Source organism: Desulfococcus sp. (assembly GCF_050178255.1).
Lineage (GTDB): Bacteria > Desulfobacterota > Desulfobacteria > Desulfobacterales > Desulfococcaceae > Desulfococcus > Desulfococcus multivorans.
On sequence record NZ_JBFXGG010000001.1, the window covers coordinates 92,225 to 115,005 of the forward strand.

A 22,781-nucleotide genomic window follows, 5' to 3' on the forward strand; every position below is an offset into this window, starting at 1 on the left:
CGGGTCGCCTGGGCATTGGACCTGGATGTCGCCGTTGCGCATTGGGAGGTCAGTCATGCATATAGCCAGATTTTTTCATAAACTGGAGGATGACAAGGTTCAATGTCATCTCTGCGCACACGAGTGCATCATCGATCCGGGCAAAAGGGGAATTTGCGCGGTCCGTGAAAACCGTGCCGGCACCCTTTATTCCCTCGTCTACGGCCGATTGATCTCAGGAAACGCAGACCCTATCGAAAAAAAACCCCTGTTTCATTTTTTGCCCGGCACAAGATCCTATTCGATCGCCACCGTGGGCTGCAACTTCCGGTGCCTACACTGCCAGAACTATACGATTTCCCAATGGCCGCGCTTTCACGACGGCGACATCCCCGGCGAGAACCAGACCCCGGCTCAAGTTGTCGATCAGGCTTTGGCCACTCGTTCGGCTTCCATCGCTTATACCTATACCGAGCCGACGATTTTCTCGGAGTTCGCTTATGACACCGCTCTTCTGGCCCGTGAAAAAGGACTGCGCAACATCTTCGTTTCAAACGGTTATATGACAGAGGCCTCTGCGACCGCCATGGCCGCCGTCATCGATGGAGACAACATCGACCTCAAAAGCTTTTCGGACGGATTTTACCGCAAGGTCTGCAAGGCGAAGCTCCAGCCGGTGTTGGATACCATTGTGCGCATGAAGACGCTGGGGGTTTGGGTCGAAGTGACGACATTGCTCATTCCCGGGCTGAATGATTCCGACGCGGAATTGCATGATATCGCCCGGTTCCTGCATTCAACAGGAGCGGATATCCCATGGCATGTGACCGCCTTCTACCCCACCTACAAGATGCTCGATCGGCCGGCCACACCGGTGGAGACCCTCCGCCGCGCCAGGGATATCGGGTTCGCGGCGGGGCTGCGCTATGTTTACACCGGCAACCTTCCCGGCGATTCGGGGGAGAATACCTTTTGTCCGGTCTGCAATCAACTGCTTATCGAGCGAAGGGGGTTTATCGTCCGGCGAAACCGTATGGTCGCAGGCGCTTGTCCTGACTGCGGCGCCATGGTTGACGGCTTCTGGCAGTAAGATCGTCCGGTGTGTCGCATCGGAATGACTGCGTTGTTCCCGGCGGGGTTTGAATTGTGGATTCCCACCCCGACCTCGATTTTCGCGATGTTGATCGGAAAGCCGATATCGGCTGACTGAAGGCTGAAGACGAAGTTTAGATGCCGCCGGTGTGGAACGAGAGTCCTTATCCGGCGGAACCGGTCCTCAACGTCGAAATCACAATTTAAAAGGAGATGATGTCATGACGGAGAAATCGGAAAACAGCGGAATGGAAGAGCTCCAGAACGCCTCTGCCGACACGGCGGCAAGCCCGTCCATGTCAGCGGAAGAGCGGCTGCAGAAAATCGCTTTGGCGGCGTACTATCTGGCGGAGCAGCGTGGATTTTCTCCCGGCGGCGAATTGACGGACTGGTTGGAAGCGGAGAAGCAGTTCGATGCATCCCTCGCTTCCGAAAGTCAGGGTGACTGAGGGGCGTGGGCCGTATCCTCCCGGCACCGGCCTGTGAAAGTCGAAAGTTGAATTTATTTCATTTAAACCGCCTGGGAGGTCGAAACGGATCTTCCAGGCGGATACGTGTCGCGTCTGTCTATATGGTCTGCTGGGAGGCCTGCACCGGGTTGGCTTTCAGGTATTCCAGGCGGTTGAGTCCGTTGATATAGGCTTTGGCACTGGCGGTGATGATGTCGGGATCCGAGCCCCGGCCCAAGGCCACCAGACCGTTTTCCCGAAGGCGAACCGTCACCTCGCCCTGGGCGTCGGTGCCGCCGCTCAGCGCCGACACCGTAAACCGCAGCAACTCCGAATGGGTCCCGGTCAGCTTGGCGATGGTGTTGTATGCCGAGTCGATGGGGCCGTTGCCCCAGTCCGCCCCCCGAACCCTCCTGCCGTTGATGGAAAGCTCCACGCTGGCCATCGGCATGACCGACGTGCCGGCGGAGACATGCAGATATTCGAGTTTGAAGTACTCGGTGGTCCTCAGAATGCCCTCGGTCACCACAACTTCCAGATCCTCGTCGACGATATGTTTTTTCTTGTCGGCGAGTTCCTTGAATTTGGTGAAGACGATGTTCAACTCCTCGTCGGACAGGTCATAGCCCATGTCGCGCAGCCGATCCCTTAGGGCGTGCCGCCCGGAATGCTTGCCCAGCACCAGTTTGTTGGCGTTGAGGCCGATGGCCTCGGGCTGCATGATTTCGTAGGTCATGGGGTTTTTCAGCATGCCGTCCTGATGAATACCGGCTTCGTGGGCAAACGCATTGGCACCGACGATAGCCTTGTTGGGCTGAACGATAATGCCCGTGATCATACTGACCAGCCGGCTGGTGGGATAGATCTGTTCAGTGTGAATCCCCGTCGTCACGGGCAGGTAGTTGTTACGGGTCTTGAGGGCCATGACCACCTCTTCCAGGGAGGTGTTGCCGGCCCGCTCGCCGATGCCGTTGACGGTCACCTCCGCCTGGCGGGCGCCAACCCCGATGGCCGCCAGGGTGTTGGCCGTTGCCAACCCCAGATCGTTGTGGCAGTGAACGCTTAAAATGGCCCGGTGCATGTCGGGGGTATGGTCCAGGACGTAGCGGGCCAGTTCGGCGAATTCGCTGGGAATGGCATAGCCTACGGTGTCCGGCAGGTTGACGACGGTGGCCCCGGCAGCTATGGCGGCGCCGAAGACCTTGCAGAGGTAATCCCGGTCGCTTCGGGAGGCGTCCTCTGCGGAAAATTCCACCTGATCGGTCAGAGATTTTGCGTATTTCACCGCATCCACGACGGCGGCGATCACCTGGTCCCGGTCCATTTTCAACTTGTACTTGAGATGGATGTCCGAGGTCGCGATAAAGGTGTGGATTTTGGGATTCCCGGCATGCTTCACCGCTTGCCACGCCCGGTCGATGTCGGCCTTGTGGGTTCGGCACAAGCCGGCTACCTGTGTACGCTCGAGCTTGGCGGCGATCTTTGAGACCGCATCGAAATCACCTTCCGAGGCGGCGGGGAAACCGGCCTCCAGGACGTCCACGCCCAGTTTCTCCAGCTGGGTCGCCAGTCGCAGCTTTTCGGCGGTGTTCATGCTGGCCCCGGGGGACTGTTCGCCGTCCCTCAGCGTCGTATCAAAGATATATACGCGTTCGGTCATGATATGCTCCTTTTCGAGTGGAAGCCGGCTTCATCCGGGTGGTATGATCCCCCATCGGATTTCCGGCGGAAAAATTCAAGATCGTGTTTGTCGGCAGGTCAAAAAATGCCTGCTGGATTGCCCACCGTTCAATGGAGCATGGGCCGCGGGACAAGGATGAGTCCCGCGGCGTTGTTGCCTCTCGGAATGGGTTGCGTGGTTTTCATAGGGGTCCGTTTATTCGACACATTGTAAATTCTGTTGCTTGGCCAGTTTATACTGGAAGCTGTCGGCCAGGGCCTGCCAGCTTGCCTCGATGATGTCCTCTGAAACGCCGATGGTGCTCCAGAGGTTGTCCCGATCCCGCGACTCGATCAAAACCCGAACCTTGGCCGCCGTACCGGCGTTACCGTCGATAACCCTTACCTTGAAGTCGACCAGGTGCATGGTGTCCACATCGGGGAAGAACTGGTGAAGCGCCCGTCTGAGGGCATTGTCGAGGGCGCTGACGGGACCGTTGCCTTCGGCCGCGGTAATCTCGTCCCTGCAGCCGACGGAGATCTTGACGATGGCATGGGAATTGCATGGACGATCTTTCTCCTTCTCGATGACAACCCGGAAGGATTCGAGCTCGAAAGCGGGTCTGTGCTGCTCGGTCAATTTCTCCAGAAGGATCTTGAAGGAACCTTCGGCGGCATCGAATTGGAAGCCTTCCTGCTCGCGCTTCTTGATTTCCTGAACGATCTTTCGGCTGTCGCAACCGTTTCCGCCGATGTCCATACCCATCTCCCGGGCCTTGTATTCGATGTTGCTCTTTCCCGACAGGTCCGAGATCAGGACCGTTCGGCTGTTGCCTACCAAGGCCGGGTCGACATGTTCGTAGGCGGTGGGATCCTTCATTACCGCGCTGACATGGATGCCGCCTTTGTGGGCGAAAGCGCTTTTGCCCACGAAAGGTCGGGAGTTGAGAGGTACGATGTTGGCCGTCTCGCTGACGAACCGCGACAATCCCCGCAACTTTTTAAGATTTTCCGGGGTGATGCAGGGTCGCTCCATTTTGAGGGTCAGGATCGGGATGAGGGTGATCAGGTCGGCGTTGCCGCACCGTTCACCATAACCGTTGATGGTTCCCTGGACCACTACGGCGCCCTGGTTGACGGCCTCGATGCTGTTGGCCACGGCCAGGCCGGCGTCGTTGTGGGTATGGATGCCCAGACGGATGCCGGATTGCCCGACAGCCGATCTGACCGCGCGAAAGGCATCGGCGATAAATGAGGGCAGATTGCCGCCGTTGGTGTCGCACAGAATCAGCGCATCGGCCCCCCCCCGAATCGCCGCGTTCAGGGTCAGCATGGCATACTCGGGGTTGGCTCGATACCCATCGAAAAAATGCTCGGCATCGTAGAACACCTCGCGACCTTTTTGTTTGAGCCAGATCACGGTTTCTTCGATCATGGAAAGGTTTTCTTCCAGGGTGTTGCTCATGAGCTTCACATGGTGGTCCCAGGTCTTTCCGAAGATGGTGACCACCGGTGTTTCGCTCTCGACGAGGGCCGCCAGGTTATGGTCGTCCCCCGGCAGAATTCCCGGGCGTCGGGTGGAGCCGAACGCGGCCAGGCGGGCGGTGTTGAACCGAACTGTTTTGGCCAGGTTGAAAAACTGGCGATCCCTGGGGTTGGAGCCCGGCCAGCCACCCTCGATGTAGTGGATCCCGATATCATCCAATCTCTGGGCGATCTTGATCTTTTCCTCGGCCGAGAAATTGATGTTTTCTCCCTGGGTTCCATCTCTCAGTGTGGTGTCGTACAACAGGACCGGATCCATCTCGGTTCTCCTTTCAGAGGCGTCTATGCGCCGTTTCGGTACGGTAGGTTGCCGAGCCGAAAAGTGTCAACATTACTGCTTTCGATTTTCCGGCCGGAGGGCCCGGACGGCACTTCCCGCCCGCCACATCTCCGATTTCCTGATCGCGTCGAGCTCGGCGTTCAGCTTTTCGCGATAATCCGGGGCACTGTTGACATCCAGTACCCGCCGGGTTTCATCGCCGTTTTTGACGCTTTCATATAGTCGGTCGAAAACGGGGATGACGGCGTCGCGAAATCGGGGCGCCCAGTCCAAGGCCCCTCGTTGGGCCGTGGTGCTGGTATTGGCGAACATCCAGTCCATGCCGTTTTCCGCCACGAGTCGGATCAGGCTCTGGGTCAATTCCTCCACGGTTTCATTGAATGCCTCGCTGGGGCTGTGGCCGTGCCGCCGGAGGAGATCGTACTGGGCTTCCATAACGCCCGCAAGGCAGCCCATCAGGACGCCCCGTTCCCCGGTGAGATCGCTGTAGACCTCTCTCTCGAAGGTGGTCTCGAACAGGTAGCCCGATCCGATGGCAATACCCATGGCCAGGCATCGTTCCCGGGCCCTTCCCGTGAAATCCTGGAAAACGGCGAAACTGGAGTTGATCCCGCTGCCGTCGAGGAAATTGGTGCGAACCGTCCTGCCGGATCCCTTGGGCGCGGCCAGAATGACATCCACGTTTTCAGGAGGTACGATCCCGGTCTGGTCTTTGTAGACCACCCCGAACCCATGGGAGAAATAGAGGGCGTCCCCTTCGTTGAGGCAGGCCTTGATTTTGGGCCACATGGCCACCTGACCGGCGTCCGAGAGGAGATACTGAATGATGGTCGCTTTTCGAGCGGCCTCCTCGATGGGGAAAAGGGTTTTTCCAGGCACGAAGCCGTCGGCTACGGCGCGATCCCATGACGCCCCGCCTTCACGCTGTCCGACGATGACCCGAACACCGTTGTCCCGCAGGTTGAGGGCCTGACCCGGCCCCTGGACCCCGTATCCGATCACCGCTACGACTTCGTTTTCGAGAATGGTCCTGGCCTTTTCCAAGGGAAATTCTTCCGATGTGACCACCTCTTCCATAACACCGCCAAAATCGATCTTTGCCATATGAATGCTTCTCCTTTATGATGCTTAACGCATATGTTGAAATGCAGAGTTATTTGGGTTCCCGGAACAGTGCGATGGCCCCTGTCCGGGCAACCTCCTTGATGCCGATGGGCTTCAGAAGACTCAGGATCGCCTCGAGCTTCCCTTCGTCGCCGGTGACCTCGATGGTGTAATGATCCGGTCCGACATCCACGATCTTTCCCCTGAAAATATCCACGATTCTCAGGATTTCGGCTCGATTTTCGGCCTTGGCACTCATTTTGATGAGGGCCAGCTCCCGATGAACATATCTTGAACCCGTCAGCTCATGGACCTTGATCACGTTGATCAGTTTGTTGAGCTGCTTCTTGACCTGTTCGACGACCGGCTGATTTCCCTTGGTGACGATGGTCAGGCGGGATACGTTTTCATCGGTGGTTTCGGCCACGCAGAGGCTTTCGATATTGTACCCCCTGCCTGAAAACAAACCGGATATTCGCGAGAGCACTCCCGGCTGGTTATCGACCAGGATGGACAAAACGTGTTTTTCCTCTGAAAGCATATAAGCACTCCTCTTCCTGGGATCGATGCCCAGGGATCCGTCGCTTCAATCAGACCAGAAGCATCTCCGTGATGGGTTTGCCGGCCGGGACCATCGGGTAGACGCTTTCTTCCTTTTCTACGACAAAGTCCATAATCACCGGTTTTTTGACCGACAGCCCTTGAAAGAGCACCTTTTCCACCTCATCGGGCCGGGTAGCCCTTAACCCCACGGCGCCATAAGCCTCGGCCAATTTGACGAAATCGGGCGCGTGTTCCATGCAGGTGCAGGCGTAACACTTATTGTAGAACAACTCTTGCCACTGCCGCACCATCCCCAGGTATCCATTGTTCAGGATGACTATTTTGACGGGGAGTCCGTATTGAACCGCCGTGGCCATTTCCTGGATGTTCATTTGTATGCTGCCGTCGCCGGCCACGTCCACAACCAGTTCGTCCGGACAGGCCACCTGAGCGCCGATGGCCGCAGGCAAGCCGAACCCCATGACGCCCAATCCGCCCGAGGTGATGAAATGGCCCGGTTCGTTAAAATGGTAATACTGGGCGGCCCACATCTGGTTCTGGCCGACCTCGGTGGTGACAATGGCTTTGCCTTCGGTTAACCGGTAAAGCTCTTCGATCACGAACTGAGGCTTGATGATGTCCGGTCCCTGCTCGTAGGCCAACTGTGTTTTGGCCTTCCAACCGGCGATCTGGGCAAACCACCCGCTACGCTTTTCCGAAAGATTACCCAGCTCCTCGTCGTTGAGGAGATGGTTGATGTGGCCGAGGGTGATCTTGCAGTCTCCCACCACCGGGATCGACACCGGTATGTTCTTGCGGATGGAGGTGGGGTCGATATCGATGTGGACAATCTGGGCCTGGGCGGCAAAAGTATCCGTCTTGCCGGTCACCCGGTCGTCGAACCTGACGCCGACGGCGATGAGCAGATCGCAGGCGGCGGTGCACTTGTTGGACCGGTACGTGCCGTGCATACCGATCATCCCCAACCACAGGGGGTCCGTGGCCGGGAAGGCCCCCAAACCCATAAGGGACGTGGTGACGGGAATCTGTGCCCTGCGGGCGAATTCGGTGAGTTCCTTGTGGGCCTTGGCCAGGATGACACCCCCTCCGGCGAAGATCATGGGGCGTCGCGCCATTTTGACCAGTTCGATCACCTTATGGAGCTGCTTCATGTTGGGGTTGTAGGTGGGGTTGTAGGATCTCAGCTTCACTTTTTTTGGGGCGTGATACTGGGTAACGCTGTTGATGACATCCTTTGGCAGGTCCACGAGGACCGGCCCGGGTCGGCCGGATCGGGCGATGTAGAATGCCTCTTTGATGACCTGGGCCAGTTCCTCGACGCTTTGCACCAGGTAATTGTGCTTGGTGCACGGTCGGGTGATGCCGACGATGTCCACCTCCTGAAAGGCATCATTGCCGATCAGGTGGGACGGTACCTGACCCGTGATGACCACCAGGGGGATGGAATCCATGTAGGCCGAGGCGATGCCGGTTACCGTATTGGTCGCCCCAGGGCCCGAGGTTACCAGACAGACCCCCACCTTGCCGCTCGCCCGGGCGTATCCGTCGGCGGCATGCACCGCGCCCTGCTCATGGCGGACGAGGATGTGGCGGATATCGGTTTTGACGAGTTCGTCGTAGATATCGATGACCGCGCCGCCCGGATACCCGAATATCGTATCCGCGCCTTCTTCTTTGAGCACCTTCATCAGGATCTGCGCGCCGGTTAACTTCATAGCAACCTCCTTGATGGGTTAAAACGCATCGGTTCACACCCGCCGCGGGTTTTCGACCACGGCGCCGCGGCTGGCCGAAGAGACCATCTGCGCGTACCGGGCCATGTATCCGCGGGTGATCCTGGGATCGGGGGCGCGCCACTCCGCCTTTCTTGCGGCGAGGACTTTATCGGATACCTTCAGAGTGAGGGTTTTTTCCGGGATGTCGACGGCGATGACATCCCCCTCCCGTACCAGAGCGATGGGACCGCCGGCCATGGCCTCCGGCGAAACGTGCCCGATGGACGCACCGCGGGTGCCGCCGGAAAATCGCCCGTCGGTCAGCAGGGCGACATGGGCGTCCAGGCCCATGCCGGCGATGGTGGACGTTGGGGTCAGCATCTCACGCATGCCCGGACCCCCCATGGGGCCCTCGTATCGAATAACGACGACGTCCCCCTTTTGGATCTTTCCGGCCATGATGGCGCCGGACGCCGCTTCTTCAGAATCGAACACGCGTGCCGGTCCCTCGTGGCGCATCATCTCTTCCCGCACCGCGGACTGCTTGACGACGCATCCTTCGGGGGCCAGATTTCCAAAAAGAACCGCCAATCCGCCCTCGGCGTGGTAAGGATCATCCACCGGACGGATGACCTCACGGTCCAACACCGCGGCATCGGCGATGTTGGTGCCGACCGTTTCGCCCGTGACGGTGAGGACGTCTAGGTGGATTCGTCCGACCTTTGACAATTCCTTCATGACGGCGGGAATACCGCCGGCGCGGTTAAGGTCTTCGATATGATCCTTTCCGCCGGGGCTGAGGGAACAGAGATGGGGGGTCTTTCGACTCACCGTGTTGATGAGATTCAGATCCATATCCACCCCCGCCTCCCGGGCGATGGCTGCCAGGTGGAGGACGGTGTTGGTCGAGCACCCCAGGGCCATGTCGACGGCCAGGGCATTTTGAAAGGCGCTTTCCGTCAGGATTTTTCGCGGCGTGATCTCCCGTTCGAGGAGCGTCATCACCCGCATGCCCGCCTGTTTGGCCAGGCGGATCCTGGCGGCCATGACAGACGGGATGGTGCCGTTGCCGGGCAGACCCAGGCCAATGGCTTCCGTAAGGCAGTTCATGGAGTTGGCCGTGAACATGCCGGAGCAGGAGCCGCAGGTGGGGCAGGCTGCCTCCTCGATCTCCAGAAGCTCGGATTCGGTCATACGGCCGGATTTGACGGCGCCGACCGATTCGAAAACGGTGATCAGATCCACTTTTTCACCGGTTCTGGGATGACGGCCGGCCAGCATGGCACCGCCGCTGACCACCACCGCAGGAAGATCGAGACGCGCGGCCGCCATGAGCATTCCCGGAACGATTTTGTCGCAGTTAGGCACCAGCACCAATGCATCGAGGGCATGGGCCGTGGCCATGACCTCGATGGAATCGGCGATGAGTTCCCGGCTTCCCAACGAGTATTTCATGCCGATGTGGTTCATGGCGATGCCGTCGCATACGCCGATGACGCCGAATTCCACGGGCGTCCCGCCGGCCATGTAGATCCCGGCCTTGACCGCTTCAACGATCTTATCGAGATGGATGTGGCCGGGAACGATGCTGTTCACTGAATTGGCGATGCCGACAAGGGGTCTCTCGATCTCGACATCGGTATAGCCCATGGCTTTGAAGAGCGCCCGATGGGGTGCCCTTTCCAGGCCCTTTTTCGCATTGTCGCTTTTCATGGGTTGCCGTCTTTCTTCCAAAAAAAATCCGTTATCGGCACTGGGCTGATAACGGATTCTGAAGTGTTCTGTTGTGTTTTCGTCAGGCCATTATCAACCCTTTTCTGCCTCGATGGGAAGGAGTACCCCAAGAAGGAGAACGAGAATAATAATGCTGATAATGACGATGTTGGACACTGAACGAAATTCCTTTTGTATAGATTATATAGCTCGTAACAGGCTTTGAAGTCCCTGTCAACTTTTTTGTTCGATTCGGGTGAATTGCGGTCTTTTCACGATGCCTCGTCATCGCCGCCAGTGTTTCTGAAGCCGCAGGCGGGGTTGAGACACATCAGAAACGTACCGTCTTTCTTTGTAGTTTTTTCGACCATGAATTGCGCACCGCACTGAGGGCAGGAACGATTGACGGGTTTATCCCAGATGGCATATTTGCAATCCGGGAAGCGGCTGCACCCATAGAAAACCTTTCCCCGCTTGGACCGTCGTTCGACCAGTTCACCGGTACACCCTTCTTCCGGGCATTTGACGCCGGTGGACTGCCCCCCGACGTCCGTGCTGGCGGACTGGGTATACTTGCACTCGGGGTAGCCGCTGCAGGCCAGGAAGGTGCCGTAACGCCCGCGCTTGATGACCATGGGTTTTCCGCATTTCTCGCAAGCCTTGTCGACGGCATCCTCGGAGACGGGTTCGATGATCTGGATGTTGCCCTTTTCGTCGCGGGTGTAATCCCGACTGAAATTGCACTCGGGATAGCTGCTGCAGGCAAGGAATGGACCGTTTTTACCGACTTTGATATGGAGTTCGCTGCCGCACTGGGGACATTTGATGCCGGTGGAGGCACCTACGCCTTTCATGCTGAGCATGCTCTGGTCGGCGGCTTCCAACTCGGAGGAGAAGGGCGCGTAGAAATCATGAAGAATCATTTTGGCATCGATTTCAGCTGCTTCAACACGATCCAGATCATCCTCCATCTTTGCGGTGAACTCCACATTAAAAATATCCGGGAAGCTCTTGACCACGAGATCGTTGACGATGAGACCCAGTTCGCTGGGACGAAAATATCCTTTCTGTTTCTCCACATACCCCTTCTCCTGGATGGTTGAGAGAATGGCGGCATAGGTGCTGGGCCGACCGATGCCGTTTTCTTCCAGTTCCTTGACCAGGGAGGCTTCGGAGAACCTTGGCGGCGGTTGGGTAAAATGTTGTTTGGGATCGTATCCGTCGAGATTGAGCACTGTCCCTTCGGGAAGGTCCGGCAGAATTGTCTTGTCCGGCTCGGGACGGTCATTGTCCTCGGCCGCCTGGTAAAGCACCATGAATCCGGGAAATTTCACGGTTGAGCCGCTGGCTTTGAACTGGTAAGCGCCGATACGGATGGTCAGTGAGGTGTTGTCGATGAGGGCGGGCTGCATCTGGGAGGCCACGAATCGTTTCCAGATCAGCGTATAAAGCGCAAGTTGGTCTTGATTCAGGTAAGATTTGACGCTGTCAGGCGTATGATGTACCGAGGTGGGACGGATTGCCTCGTGGGCATCCTGGACCTTTTTGCGATTTTTGAAGAATCGGGGCCGCTGGATGGCGTAGGCCTCGCCGAATTGTTCCCGTATCAGCTTCAGCGCTTCTTCCGCGGCTTCAGCGGCGATCCGTGTGGAATCGGTCCTCATGTAGGTGATGACGCCCGTCGGTTCTCCGGAGGCCAGTTCGATGCCTTCATACAACTGTTGGGCCACCATCATGGTTTTCTTGGCCGAGAATCTCAGCTTTCGTATGGCGTCCTGCTGGAGTTTGCTTGTGGTGAAAGGTGGAAGCGGGTTTCGCCGCGTCGTTTTTCGGAGGACCTTCTCCACGACGATCTGCTGCCCCGCCAGCTCCGACAGAATCGCTTCCGCCGAGGCTTCGTCGGGGATGGTCAGCTTCCGACCGTCCTTTTTCGCCAGTTTTGCCGTGAAGGGGGGCGGCGTATCGGCCGATAAGCGGGCGGTGATGGTCCAATACTCCTCAGGCCTGAAAACCTGAATCGCTTTTTCCCGTTCGCAGATAATGCGGACGGCGACCGACTGGACGCGTCCCGCGCTCAGACCGTTTTTGACCTTACGCCACAAGAGCGGAGATATCTGATATCCCACCAGCCGGTCGAGAATCCGTCGTGCCTTCTGGGCATGATATTTGTTGTCGTTCAGGGCTTCAGGCGATTTCATGGCCTCGCGGATACCGGTTTCCGTCAATTCGTGAAACAGGACCCGATGAAAACGGCGGCCCTTCTTTTTGAGCACTTCGGCCGTATGCCATGCAATGGCTTCGCCCTCCCGGTCCGGGTCGGGGGCCAGATAGATATCTTCGGCATCCCCGGCCTCCTTTTTCAAGGAAGAGATCACCTTCTGTTTGCCTGGAATAACCCGGTACTGGGGCTGAAAATCCTTTTCGATGTCTATGCCCATTTCCTTGGAAGGCAGATCCTTGATGTGACCGACGGTTGCGGCAACGTTGTAGTTGCTGCCCAGATATTTTTTGATGGTTTTGACCTTGGTCGGAGATTCGACGACAACAAGTGGTTTACTGCTCACCGCATTCATCCTTGACGCTTTTCATTAACGCTGTTTAGGGTATCTGATTCGATTAAAAACATTTTTCCCGGTGCCTGGACCACAAGGCCCTTCAATTCCATTTGCATCAAAACGGCCGAAAGCTTTCCCGCATCCATGTCGAGACTTCGAACCAGGGCGTCGATATGAATCGGATAGGGCCCGAGGGCCGATATGACCCGCCGCTCCTCGGCGGAAAGGAGCGGGTCTTGAGATCGTTCCGTCCCCAATGTCGAAGAGCCCGCCGTCGCGTGCGTTACGGCGGTGGGGAATTCTTCGAAGATATCGTCCACGGTTTCCACCAGCTTCGCCCCCTGTTTGATGAGAAAGTGGGTGCCGACACTCTTTGTCGAATGCACACTGCCGGGGACCGCGAAAACCTCGCGGTTTTGCTCCGCGGCCAGTCGGGCGGTGATCAGCGACCCGCTTTTCCGGGCCGCCTCCACGACGACGGTTCCCAGGGAGATACCGCTGATGATTCTGTTCCGGACAGGGAAATGATGTGCATCAGGGCCCGCTTTGAGAGGAAATTCGGTGATAACCGCTCCGGACCTGGCGATTTGGTGACATAGATGCCGATTCGCCGCCGGATAAACCTGGTCGAGACCGGTTCCCAGAACGGCTATGGTTTTTCCCCCGGCCGCCAGAGCACCCTCATGGGCGGCCGTATCGATGCCCAGGGCCAGGCCGCTGACGACGGTGAAGCCGGCCGAGGCTATTTCCGAGCAGAGTTTCCGCGCTGTGGCGCGGCCGTAAGCCGTGGCGCTGCGCGACCCGACTACGGCGATGTTGTGCATGCCGTCGCCCAGGTCTCCATAGACATACAGAAACGGAGGCGGATCGGGGATTTCAAGTAAAAGACCCGGATAGTCCGGGTCGTTCATCGTAATAATGGAGTAAGCACTTCGTTTTAACAGTGCAAGTTCTTTTTTGACGGCCTCCGTCAGAGGATGAGCCTTGATGGCGACTGCCAGGCGCCGTGAGACGCCGTCGACCGACTGAAGTACCTCGATAGCGGCCTGAAAGACCTCGTCTGGTGAACCGAATCGATCTACGAGCCGTTTGAACAGATAGTTGCCGACCCCTGGAACGCTTCGCAATCTGAACCAGGCGGTCAGACTGTTCAAGGATTCGGATGCCAACGGATCCAACGTCTTCGAGCCCTTCGCGCCTATCGTTTCCCGACGGCTTTCTGCCATGCCAGAAGAATCGGACTGGCAACGAAGATGGACGAATAGGTGCCGATACCGATGCCGATGATCAGCGCGAAAGCGAAATCGTGAATGATGCCGCCGCCCAGAAAAAAGAGCGCCAATACCACGACCAGCGTGGTTGAGGAGGTCAGGATCGTCCGGGAAAGGGTCTCGTTGATGCTTTGATTAATGATGATATCCAGAGAATTTTTGCTGATTTTTTTAAGGTTTTCCCGGATGCGGTCAAAGACGATGATGGTGTCGTTGAGGGAATACCCGATGATGGTCAGAAGGGCTGCGATAATCGGGAGAGAAAACTCTTTGTCGAACAGAGAGAATACGCCCACGGTAATGGTGACGTCATGGATCAGCGCCACGATGGCGCCCATGGCGTATTTGAACTGCAGGAACCAGAACAGCACCAGGCTGACGATCAGGGCCGACAAGATCAGAAAAGGGATGCTCACTTTAAGAAGAGATAGCAGGTAGACCGCACCGATGAGGACGGCCACCATGATCCCGGACTGTACCCATTTGAGCTCGAATCGGCCCGAAATGTAGATGGTGATGAACAGCAGGGCGTAAAACATGGCGAAAAGCGCTTTTTCCCGCAAGTCCTTGCCCACCTGCGGACCCACCATCTCCACGCGTCGGATCTCGACATCGCTTCCCGTGGCGGTTTTCAAGGTCTCTCCGATCCGGTTCTGCAACTCCTCCGAGACTTCTTCGGAAACATCGCTCCGGATGAGGAACTCATGGTCTTGCGCCTCTCCGAAAACCTGAACCGTCGGTTGCGTGATGCCGATCTCTTCCAGCCCTTTTCTGATCGAAGCCGCAGTGACGGCGCTGTCGAATTTGACCTGAATGACCGTGCCACCGGCAAAATCGATGCCGTATTTGGGGCCGCCGTGGAAAAGAAGGGTGGCGATGCTCAACAGCAGCAGTACACCGGAGATGCAGTATGCGATGTTCCTTCTGCCGATAAAGTCGATATTGATGTCGGATTTGATAAACTGCATGGTTCGTTATCCTCGGTTGATGGGTTCGGTCCAGTAAGGCTTGCCGATTACACGCCCGGAATTCATATGCTGATTTTTTTGACCCGGCGGTTGACGAGCAGATAATCGAAAACGATTTTCGTCACGAAAAGCGCCGTAAAGAGACTTGAGATCACTCCCAGGCTTAGGGTGACGGCAAATCCCTTGACGGGGCCGGTACCGAACTGAAACAGAACCAAGGCGGCGATGAGGGTCGTCACATTGGCGTCCATGATGGTCAGGGTGGCGCGGTCGTAGCCCGCGTTGACGGCCGAATGCTGTGTTTTGCCGATCCGCAGCTCTTCCCGGATGCGTTCGAAGATGAGGACGTTGGCATCCACGGCCATGCCGATGGTCAGGATGATCCCCGCAATGCCCGGCATTGTCAGCGTCGCCTGAAAGACGGCAAGCCCTGCCGCAATGAACACGATGTTGAGAATGAGCGCGAGATCGGCGATGAGCCCGGACATGTTGTAATAAACGACCATGAAGATCACCACCAGGATGCTGCCCACGATCATGGAAAAAAGCCCCTTACGAATGGAGTCCGAGCCCAGGGACGGCCCGACGGTGCGTTCTTCCATCACTTTTACGGGGGCGGGAAGTGCGCCCGCCCGCAGAACGATGGCCAGATCCCTGGCCTCCTCCGCGGTGAAATTACCGGTGATGCGGGCTTCGCCGCCGCTGATCCGTTCCTGAATGACCGGCGCCGAGTAAACCTTGTCGTCCAACACGATGGCCAGCCGCTTCCTGACGTTTTCGCCGCTGATCTTTTCGAATATTCGTGCACCCTTGCGATCAAAATTGATGGAAACATAGGGTTCGTTGTACTGGGAATCGATCTGGACCCGGGCATCGGTCAGGTAAGCGCCGGTCAGCACCGCGTTTTTCTTGACCAGAAAGGGGGTCTTGATCTCCCGACGGGTATTGGGATCCCGGTCGATCTGCCACAACAGCTCGGTTCCCGGAGGAGGCGTTTTATCGACATAATCCTGGGGCGTGTTTACCTCGTCCAGAAGCTTGAACTCCAGCTGTGCGGTTCGCCCGATCAACTCTTTGGCCCGTTGGGTGTCTCGAATGCCGGGAAGTTGGATGAGGATACGATTCTCACCCTGATTCCGGATATCCGGTTCGCTCACGCCGAACTGATCGATCCGGTTCCGGATGGTCTCCAGAGCCTGGGCCACGGCCATGGTCTTGATGCCCTCGACTTCCTTTTCCGGCAAATCCATCCTCAATGTGACGGCATCGTTTTCCCGGGATGTCGCTATCATTCGCAGCTCGGGAAACTCACCGTCCAGGACGGCATTGACTTTTTCATCCTCGGTCGACGGGATCGAGAGGACGATGACGTTTCCCTCGACCCGATCGAGCCGGGTGTATCTGAGCCGCTCGCTTTTGAGGGCGTCTCGAATTTCCTGGGTCAGACGACCTACGGTGCCTTCGACGGCCTTATCCGTATCGACCTCGAGAACGAGGTGCATGCCGCCTTGGAGATCCAGCCCGAGATTGATCTGTTTGTGTGGCCACATACCCGGTGCGATTGTCGGGAGAAGATAAACGACCGCAGCCGTCAGGACGATGCCAACGATTATCAGCCTCCATGAGATGTTCTTCAATGATCCGTTCCTTTCACGAGTGGATTTGGTCAATGCATCCGGCAAACGAGGATGGGGGCAATCCACTGACCAATAGCGAAAAACCCCGATAAACGAGATGGACAACGAAAATCATCTCGATTTAAAACGGGGTTTTAAAGAGGATACTCTATCTATTTGGATTTTAGATCGTCGGAATCTTTGTCGTTTTTGTTCGACTGCTTTTGGGGTGTATCCTGAAGCAGGGACCCGACATAACCCCGATTGATTTTGACCCGGACTTTATCGGCAATCTCGAGGGATATGGCGTCTCCGTCCAGACCGACGATTCGGCCGTAAAGACCTCCGTTGGTCATGATCCGGTCGCCTTTTTTTAAATTATTGACCATCTCGCGATGCTGCTTCGCCTTTTTCTGTTGGGGACGAATCAACAGGAAATAGAAGATCACGAACATCAATATCAGGGGGACGAAAGAGGCGAACCCGCCGGCCCCTCCGGAGCCGCCGCCGGCAGGCGGGGCCATTGCATAAGCGATATCGATCACAACAAACCTCCTTGAAAAAATATATAGTTTAATTCCAAATGACCGATTCTTGTAAACAAAACGGCGCACATATACTTTAAATATCCACGTTCGTCAAATGGTTTCCATTTTTTTCCCTTGCGCACGCCCATGCCGGCCTTTATTCTGCGGGCAGCCAGAGCGTTTCCCCGTCGAACTGAATGCGCTTGATATCATCCCGCTCGATTTTCTTGATTAAATCGATGGCCTTGGCCATATTGAAAACGATGATCTTGGTCATGGGCTGAATGATGTTGACGTTGTCCGAAAGGCGGCGCTCACGAAGGTTGTAGATGTAAACCATCCCCTCCGCGAATTTCAGAATTTTCCCCACCCCTGAACTGACGCCCCTTTCGTTGGGTTCGTCGGCGACGGGGGACAGGAGGATACCTCTGGATGCGAAGTTTTCCTTCAGAAATTGAAAATGGATATTCCAGATGTTGTCGCCGGGGCGGACGATGTAGATGCCGTAGACCTCGGTTTTTGCATCGGGAACCAGCCGATCCGTCAGACGATCCTCCAATTCGTCGGCTGTGACGTGAAGGTCCTGCAATATTGCATCGATGTTTGCCGTTGCCTCGGCATCCGTCATCGTCGAAAAGGTCTCAAGTTTGTCGATTCTGTTGAGCACGGTTTCGTATGTTTCCAGCGCGGTGATCCGATCGACGAGCTCGGTCCGTTCCCGGACGAGAGTCGGTGCGGCGGCCAGATCCTTGATTTCGGTAAGGGCTTCATCGATTTCTTTCAATCGGGTTCGGGATTCGTTCAGAATCTCAAGCAGCCGGTCTTCCACCGCCGGATCCGTCGCCGGGAATTCCATCCCAGCAGTCAGGCGGCGTTCGAGGTCTGTTTTCTGCAAGGTCAGAACGGCCGCTTCTTCAGCCGGGTTTCCTCCTGATTCCCTGCGTTTCCGGACGAGTTCCCATTCGCGAATCGCCGAAAGAGCGCTGCGGTACGCATGGTAGTCGTTTACCACCTCTCGGAGGCTTTCGTGTTCCTTGAGCTTTTTCGCCAGATCAGGTGTATCCGGCGATGCTTTTTCGAGTTCATCTTCCAACGCCTCAAAGCGTTTTTCGCTCTCTCTGAGCTGGGTATAAAGGCGGTCGATCCGCTCCTTTTCGTTCAGGGTGGAGAGGGTGGGGCCCAGATCCGATTCCGATATCGTTCCACTCTTGATCCGGATTTTTTCGAGAATCTCCTCCATGGAAAGCGAGATTCCGCCGACCTCGAGGGTCTCGCCCGATTCGACAATCATGTCGACGCTGTCTTTCAGTCCGAATTGGGCTTTTCTCTCGGACATCAGCTTTTTGAACTCATCGTCGGTGATGTCGTAGTGAACGACGGGGCCCGGCGATTGCGTTGTCTCGACGGAATCCAACGCCATTCCCGCGGACGGCGATTCACCCTCCGGGACGGTTTGGGAAGAATGGGGCGGAAGGGGCGTTGTTGCCGGGGCATGGGTTTTTTGCATCCACCAGAACCATCCGATGCCCACCGCCAATACCAGAAGAATGGTCAGTATGAGGATTATCTTGAATGTTCGATTACTGCCGCTCTGATAGTTCGACATAAGCCCCCCTCTTTCAAAAAACCGCGTTCCATGCTCATTCCAGGGTCGGAATCCGCTCCCGACGCAGCGTATCACTCGCTGGTAATCGTGCTCTCTTTGGGAAGCATGGCCGCATCCCCCTCTATGAGAATGCTGATGTCGCGGCGAACCTCCAGGTCGAGAATCTCCCTTCTCTTCTTATTCAGCAGATAATCGGCGACGTCAAGAGGTACGACGCCCTTGACGCGGGTGATTCCCTGTTTCAATGTTTCCAGTTGCAGTCTTCGCAGAATGTTGAGCCCCAGCATTTCCGTTGAAGGCAACTGCCCCTTTCCACCGCAATATTTACAGGGTTGGAAATTGCCGAACTCGATGGAGGGGCGGATCCGCTGCCGGGACATCTCGAGAAGGCCGAAACGGGAAATCCGTCCGACCTTGATGCGGGCCTTGTCCAGTTTGATGAAAGATTTGAGGTTCCGCTCTACCTCCAGTTTGTGCTTGGACTCCCGCATGTCGATGAAATCGATGACGATCAGCCCCCCCAGATCCCTGAGTCTCAACTGACGCGCGATCTCCTCGGCGGCCTCGATGTTGGTGGAGAACGCTGTCTGCTCGATGGAGCGTTTCTGGGTGCTTTTCCCGGAGTTGACGTCAATGGCGACCAGCGCTTCGGTAGGATCGATGACGATGGAACCGCCGGATTTCAGATCGACCCGGTTTTCGTAAATGGACGCAATCTGGTCTTCCAGCTCATATTTGGTAAAGATGGGTTTGTCCCCTTTGTAGAGCTTTACGATTCGGGTATGCTTGGGCGAGATGATATGGATGAAATCTTTGATTTCCTGATAGACCGATTCCGTGTCGACGAGGATCTCCTTCACATCGTGGGTGAAGGAATCCCGGATGGAGCGGAGGACGAGATGACGCTCCTTGTAAAGCAGGGCAGGCGCGCTTTCGCCGATACCTTTCTTGTTGATGTTTTTCCAGAGCGTGAGGAGATACCTGAGGTCTTTCGCCAGGCGGGTTTTGGTGCAGCTTGCCCCGGCCGTTCGAATAATGAGACCGAAACCGTCCGGGATTTTGAGCATGCCGAGGAGTTCTTTAAGGCGATTGCGTTCCTCTTCGTCCTCGATCTTCCGGGAAATGCCCTTGTTCTTGCTTCCGGGCATCAGGACGATGTAACGTCCCGGCAGGGAGATGAAAGTTGTCAGCATGGCCCCCTTGTTGAGGATGGGGTCCTTGGTCACCTGAACCAGGAGTTCCTGTCCCCGCCGAACGAGATTGCTGATGGAATCCTCTCCGGTACGATTGTCCTGGAAATAGTCACTGTGAATTTCATGCTTTTGAAGAAAGCCGTGCCGTTCGGCGCCGTAATCTACAAATACGGATTGAAGCCCGGGCTCGATCCGGGTGATGATGCCTTTGTAGATATTGCCGTGGGTGATCTCCCTGGCCGCGTTTTCTATATTGAACTCTTCCAGTTTGCTGTCCGTAACCTTGGCAATGCGGCATTCGTCGTGATCAACGGCGTTGATAAGGATTTTGCTGCTCATATGGCGTGGTGTCTGTCCCTTCTCGAAGATGAATTGTATAGACTTCCGGATAGTGATTTTGACGGCGACCTCCTTCGTCGACATATGCTCTCAATATGCCGTCATCGCCAGGCCTTGCCAAAATCATTATCGGGAGGTCCATGGATCTATCGGTTCATGCCGATGATAATTCCATGATTGAATAGGCAATTAGATCGTACAAGTCAAACAAATTCTTTATTGACCGGCGCCGGGAAGAGTGCCAATCATAACGATCCCGCAGAACTTCGATATCTGCGCAGCGTTTCATTTCCCGTTCCTGCGGCTTATTGTTCAATCACACCGCATTCCACGGGATTCGCAAGCCCTGATCCCGAACTTTCAGCGGGACCCACCGGATCTTCCCTGGAAAGCAGAGCGGGGCTTTCAACATGGAATTCAACTTTCGATTTTCATGATGTTGACCGGAAAGCACCGGCCTATGAAAGTTGAGATGGAAGAAGAGAATGTCAGCATGAACATATTGATTGCCAATCAATTGATCCTGTCGAACGTGCCGGAGGACGTCGAAGGCGAGATCAAGCGCCGACTCAATTTTCTCAACCCCCGGTGGGCGGAAAACGAACGGATGGGCCGGTGGAACGGCGATACGCCCAAGTACGTGAGAGCCTATGAGAAAACCCGCCGGGGCGACCTCGTCGTCCCGCGGGGGTTTGTCCGCCAGCTCCTTCTGATGTGTCGACGGGCGGGAGTGCCCTGTGAGATCGATGACCGACGGCGCTCATTTGGAGAAACGGCGCTGGTATTCAACGGAGTCCTCAAACCTTTTCAGCAAGAGGCCGCGGAGCGGATGCTGAAAAAGGAGTTCGGGGTTCTTTCGGCCCCGACGGGCAGCGGGAAGACCGTTATCGCCCTCTATATGATGGCCCGGCGGCGGCAGCCGTCGCTGGTGGTGGTGCACAACCGGGAACTCGCTTTTCAGTGGATCGAGCGCATCAAACGGTTTCTGGATGTGGCCGAAAACGACATCGGGCTTATCGGTGCGGGAAAAAAACAGATGGGCAGGCCGGTAACCGTGGCGCTGATCCAGTCCCTCTGCAAGTGCTGCCGTGAGGTTTCGCCGAACACGGGATTCCTTATCGTAGACGAGTGCCATCGAACCCCCAGCCGCACCTTCACGGATGCGGTCTCCGCCTTCGATGCGCGTTTCATGCTGGGGCTTACGGCGACTCCCTGGCGGCGGGACAAGCTCTCCAAGCTGATCTTCTGGTATCTTGGCGATGTCCACCACGTCATCGAAAAAGAAGATCTGGTGGCAGGCGGCCACATCCTGGCGGCCGACGTGGTGGTCCGGGAGACCGCTTTCTCGCCCTATCACGATCCGGTCCGCGAATATGCGAAGATGCTGTCCGAACTTACCGCAGACGACAGACGGAATCACCTCATCGCGGCGGATGTGGCGGCGGAAGCCCTGAAGGGGCAGGGGGTTTGTCTGGTGCTCTCGGATCGGAAACGGCACTGCGAGGTCCTCCAGTCGCTGCTGCGGTATCGGTATAAAATCGAAGCGGCGCTCCTGACCGGGGATGTTCCGCCTCGGCAGCGAAAGGCGGTGCTCGAGGGCATTGGAGCCGGCGAGGTCCGGGTGCTGGTGGCCACCGGTCAACTGGTGGGCGAGGGATTCGACTGCAGGGATCTTGCAACCTTATTCATCGCCACTCCTGTCAGGTTCAGCGGGCGCCTTCTCCAATACCTGGGCCGTGTTTTACGGCCGGCGCCGGGCAAAACCAGGGCTCGTGTCTATGACTATGTGGATTCGGCGGTGGGACCGCTTGCAGCGGCGGCGCTCGCCCGGCAGCGGGTTTATGCGGGAGGGCGCCAGGACGGAGATGGGTGACCCTTCGTTCGGGGATCGAGAATTTCATGAGGGACAAACCGGGATTTGTAGCTCATGGATGGGTTCCCCCGGATGCAGTAACCGAGATACAGGTGGGGAATACCCATCGTTTTCGCCAATTGGATTTCCCGGAGAATCGAAAAAGTACCCGGTCCGCAGTGTCGCCAGGCGGGGTCATGATAGAAGTAAACGCTGGAAATTCCCCCGGGGAGGATGTCCACCAGCCCGATGCCGACGAGACGCGTATCCTTGTAATATGCGATCTCATGCCCGAAGTCGCCGGCGCCCATGACAAAGGATTCGAAATATTCCCGAGTCTCTATGGGGCGGTAAGGCCATCCGCGGCGATGATGCATGTCCTCGTGATACGCATTGTAGAGTTGTACGTGTTCGCGGCTGATCCCGGGTTGTTTGAGAACTGCTCCGACTTTCAGGTTTCGGGCTATACAACGACGCTGACTTTTGGAGGGTCGAAATCGGTCCACGACGACACGAAGGCTGCGGCATTCAGTACAGTCTTCGCATGCGGGGCGAAAGAAGGAGATGCCGAACCGACGCCATCCCCGGGCCACAAGCCGTCCACAGGTTTCGGATGTCGCACCTGCGATGAGGCGGTATTCCAGTGCGGCGAATTTTTCGGGAAGATAGGAACACGTCCGCCGGGTCTCCGTCATGCGGCAGAGTTGGCGGTCCTTCGGACCTGAAACTGTCGTGGGGTTTGCCATATGCCTGA

The 22,781-nt window shown here is 56.6% G+C and carries 17 protein-coding genes; 3 read left to right on the forward strand and 14 right to left on the reverse strand.

The annotated features are described in order from the left end of the window. Positions 1 to 55: 55 nt before the first annotated feature. Both amrS and AB7S84_RS00420 read left to right on the forward strand, forming a co-directional pair. Positions 56 to 1,069, forward strand: a complete 1,014-nt coding sequence (amrS, locus tag AB7S84_RS00415; RefSeq protein ID WP_020875164.1) for an AmmeMemoRadiSam system radical SAM enzyme — start codon at positions 56 to 58, stop codon at positions 1,067 to 1,069. Positions 1,070 to 1,292: 223 nt separating this feature from the next. Further along, a complete protein-coding gene (locus AB7S84_RS00420; protein WP_020875163.1) occupies positions 1,293 to 1,520 on the forward strand; it encodes a DUF2934 domain-containing protein in 228 nt (75 codons plus the stop codon). A gap of 118 nt (positions 1,521 to 1,638) precedes the next feature. On the opposite strand, the gene AB7S84_RS00425 is transcribed toward AB7S84_RS00420, so the two are convergent. The 13 genes from AB7S84_RS00425 to AB7S84_RS00485 form a co-directional block, all read right to left on the reverse strand. Then, positions 1,639 to 3,180, reverse strand: a complete 1,542-nt coding sequence (locus tag AB7S84_RS00425) for a 2-isopropylmalate synthase (protein WP_020875162.1) — start codon at positions 3,178 to 3,180, stop codon at positions 1,639 to 1,641. A 216-nt stretch (positions 3,181 to 3,396) separates the two neighbouring features. Then, positions 3,397 to 4,983: a citramalate synthase gene (gene cimA / locus AB7S84_RS00430; protein WP_020875161.1), complete on the reverse strand. Its 1,587-nt coding sequence runs from the start codon at positions 4,981 to 4,983 to the stop codon at positions 3,397 to 3,399. A gap of 72 nt (positions 4,984 to 5,055) precedes the next feature. Further along, positions 5,056 to 6,108 (reverse strand): ketol-acid reductoisomerase, encoded by a 1,053-nt coding sequence (gene ilvC, locus AB7S84_RS00435; RefSeq protein WP_020875160.1) that lies wholly within the window; start codon positions 6,106 to 6,108, stop codon positions 5,056 to 5,058. Between the two features lie 49 nt (positions 6,109 to 6,157). Continuing rightward, the gene (ilvN, locus tag AB7S84_RS00440; RefSeq protein ID WP_020875159.1) at positions 6,158 to 6,649 is read right to left on the reverse strand and encodes an acetolactate synthase small subunit; all 492 of its coding nucleotides are present in this window, start codon (positions 6,647 to 6,649) and stop codon (positions 6,158 to 6,160) included. A 49-nt stretch (positions 6,650 to 6,698) separates the two neighbouring features. Then, positions 6,699 to 8,387, reverse strand: a complete 1,689-nt coding sequence (ilvB, locus tag AB7S84_RS00445; RefSeq protein WP_020875158.1) for a biosynthetic-type acetolactate synthase large subunit — start codon at positions 8,385 to 8,387, stop codon at positions 6,699 to 6,701. A 33-nt stretch (positions 8,388 to 8,420) separates the two neighbouring features. Beyond that, positions 8,421 to 10,100, reverse strand: coding sequence for a dihydroxy-acid dehydratase (gene ilvD, locus AB7S84_RS00450; protein ID WP_020875157.1), 1,680 nt, complete (start codon positions 10,098 to 10,100; stop codon positions 8,421 to 8,423). Positions 10,101 to 10,372: 272 nt separating this feature from the next. Further along, entirely contained in the window at positions 10,373 to 12,673 is a 2,301-nt protein-coding gene (gene topA, locus AB7S84_RS00455; protein WP_020875156.1) for a type I DNA topoisomerase, read from the reverse strand. Then, entirely contained in the window at positions 12,670 to 13,833 is a 1,164-nt protein-coding gene (gene dprA, locus AB7S84_RS00460; protein WP_428152691.1) for a DNA-processing protein DprA, read from the reverse strand. The genes topA and dprA overlap by 4 nt, the downstream gene beginning before the upstream one ends. Before the next feature lie 20 nt (positions 13,834 to 13,853). Next, positions 13,854 to 14,894: a protein translocase subunit SecF gene (gene secF, locus AB7S84_RS00465; RefSeq protein ID WP_428152693.1), complete on the reverse strand. Its 1,041-nt coding sequence runs from the start codon at positions 14,892 to 14,894 to the stop codon at positions 13,854 to 13,856. Between the two features lie 62 nt (positions 14,895 to 14,956). After that, positions 14,957 to 16,531, reverse strand: coding sequence for a protein translocase subunit SecD (gene secD / locus AB7S84_RS00470; protein WP_020875153.1), 1,575 nt, complete (start codon positions 16,529 to 16,531; stop codon positions 14,957 to 14,959). Positions 16,532 to 16,683: 152 nt separating this feature from the next. Beyond that, positions 16,684 to 17,055, reverse strand: a complete 372-nt coding sequence (gene yajC / locus AB7S84_RS00475; RefSeq protein ID WP_020875152.1) for a preprotein translocase subunit YajC — start codon at positions 17,053 to 17,055, stop codon at positions 16,684 to 16,686. A 139-nt stretch (positions 17,056 to 17,194) separates the two neighbouring features. Further along, positions 17,195 to 18,643, reverse strand: coding sequence for a hypothetical protein (locus AB7S84_RS00480; protein WP_020875151.1), 1,449 nt, complete (start codon positions 18,641 to 18,643; stop codon positions 17,195 to 17,197). A gap of 71 nt (positions 18,644 to 18,714) precedes the next feature. Further along, positions 18,715 to 20,259, reverse strand: coding sequence for an Rne/Rng family ribonuclease (locus AB7S84_RS00485; protein WP_020875150.1), 1,545 nt, complete (start codon positions 20,257 to 20,259; stop codon positions 18,715 to 18,717). 409 nt (positions 20,260 to 20,668) lie between these two features. Here AB7S84_RS00485 and AB7S84_RS00490 point away from each other — a divergent pair, with 409 nt between their 5' ends. Next, on the forward strand, positions 20,669 to 22,048 hold the full coding sequence (locus AB7S84_RS00490) for a DEAD/DEAH box helicase (RefSeq protein ID WP_144016493.1): 1,380 nt from the start codon (positions 20,669 to 20,671) through the stop codon (positions 22,046 to 22,048). On the opposite strand, the gene AB7S84_RS00495 is transcribed toward AB7S84_RS00490, so the two are convergent. Next, positions 22,015 to 22,773, reverse strand: coding sequence for an arginyltransferase (locus AB7S84_RS00495; protein ID WP_020875148.1), 759 nt, complete (start codon positions 22,771 to 22,773; stop codon positions 22,015 to 22,017). The two genes, AB7S84_RS00490 and AB7S84_RS00495, sit on opposite strands and share 34 nt — an antisense overlap. Between the last annotated feature and the right edge of the window lie 8 nt (positions 22,774 to 22,781).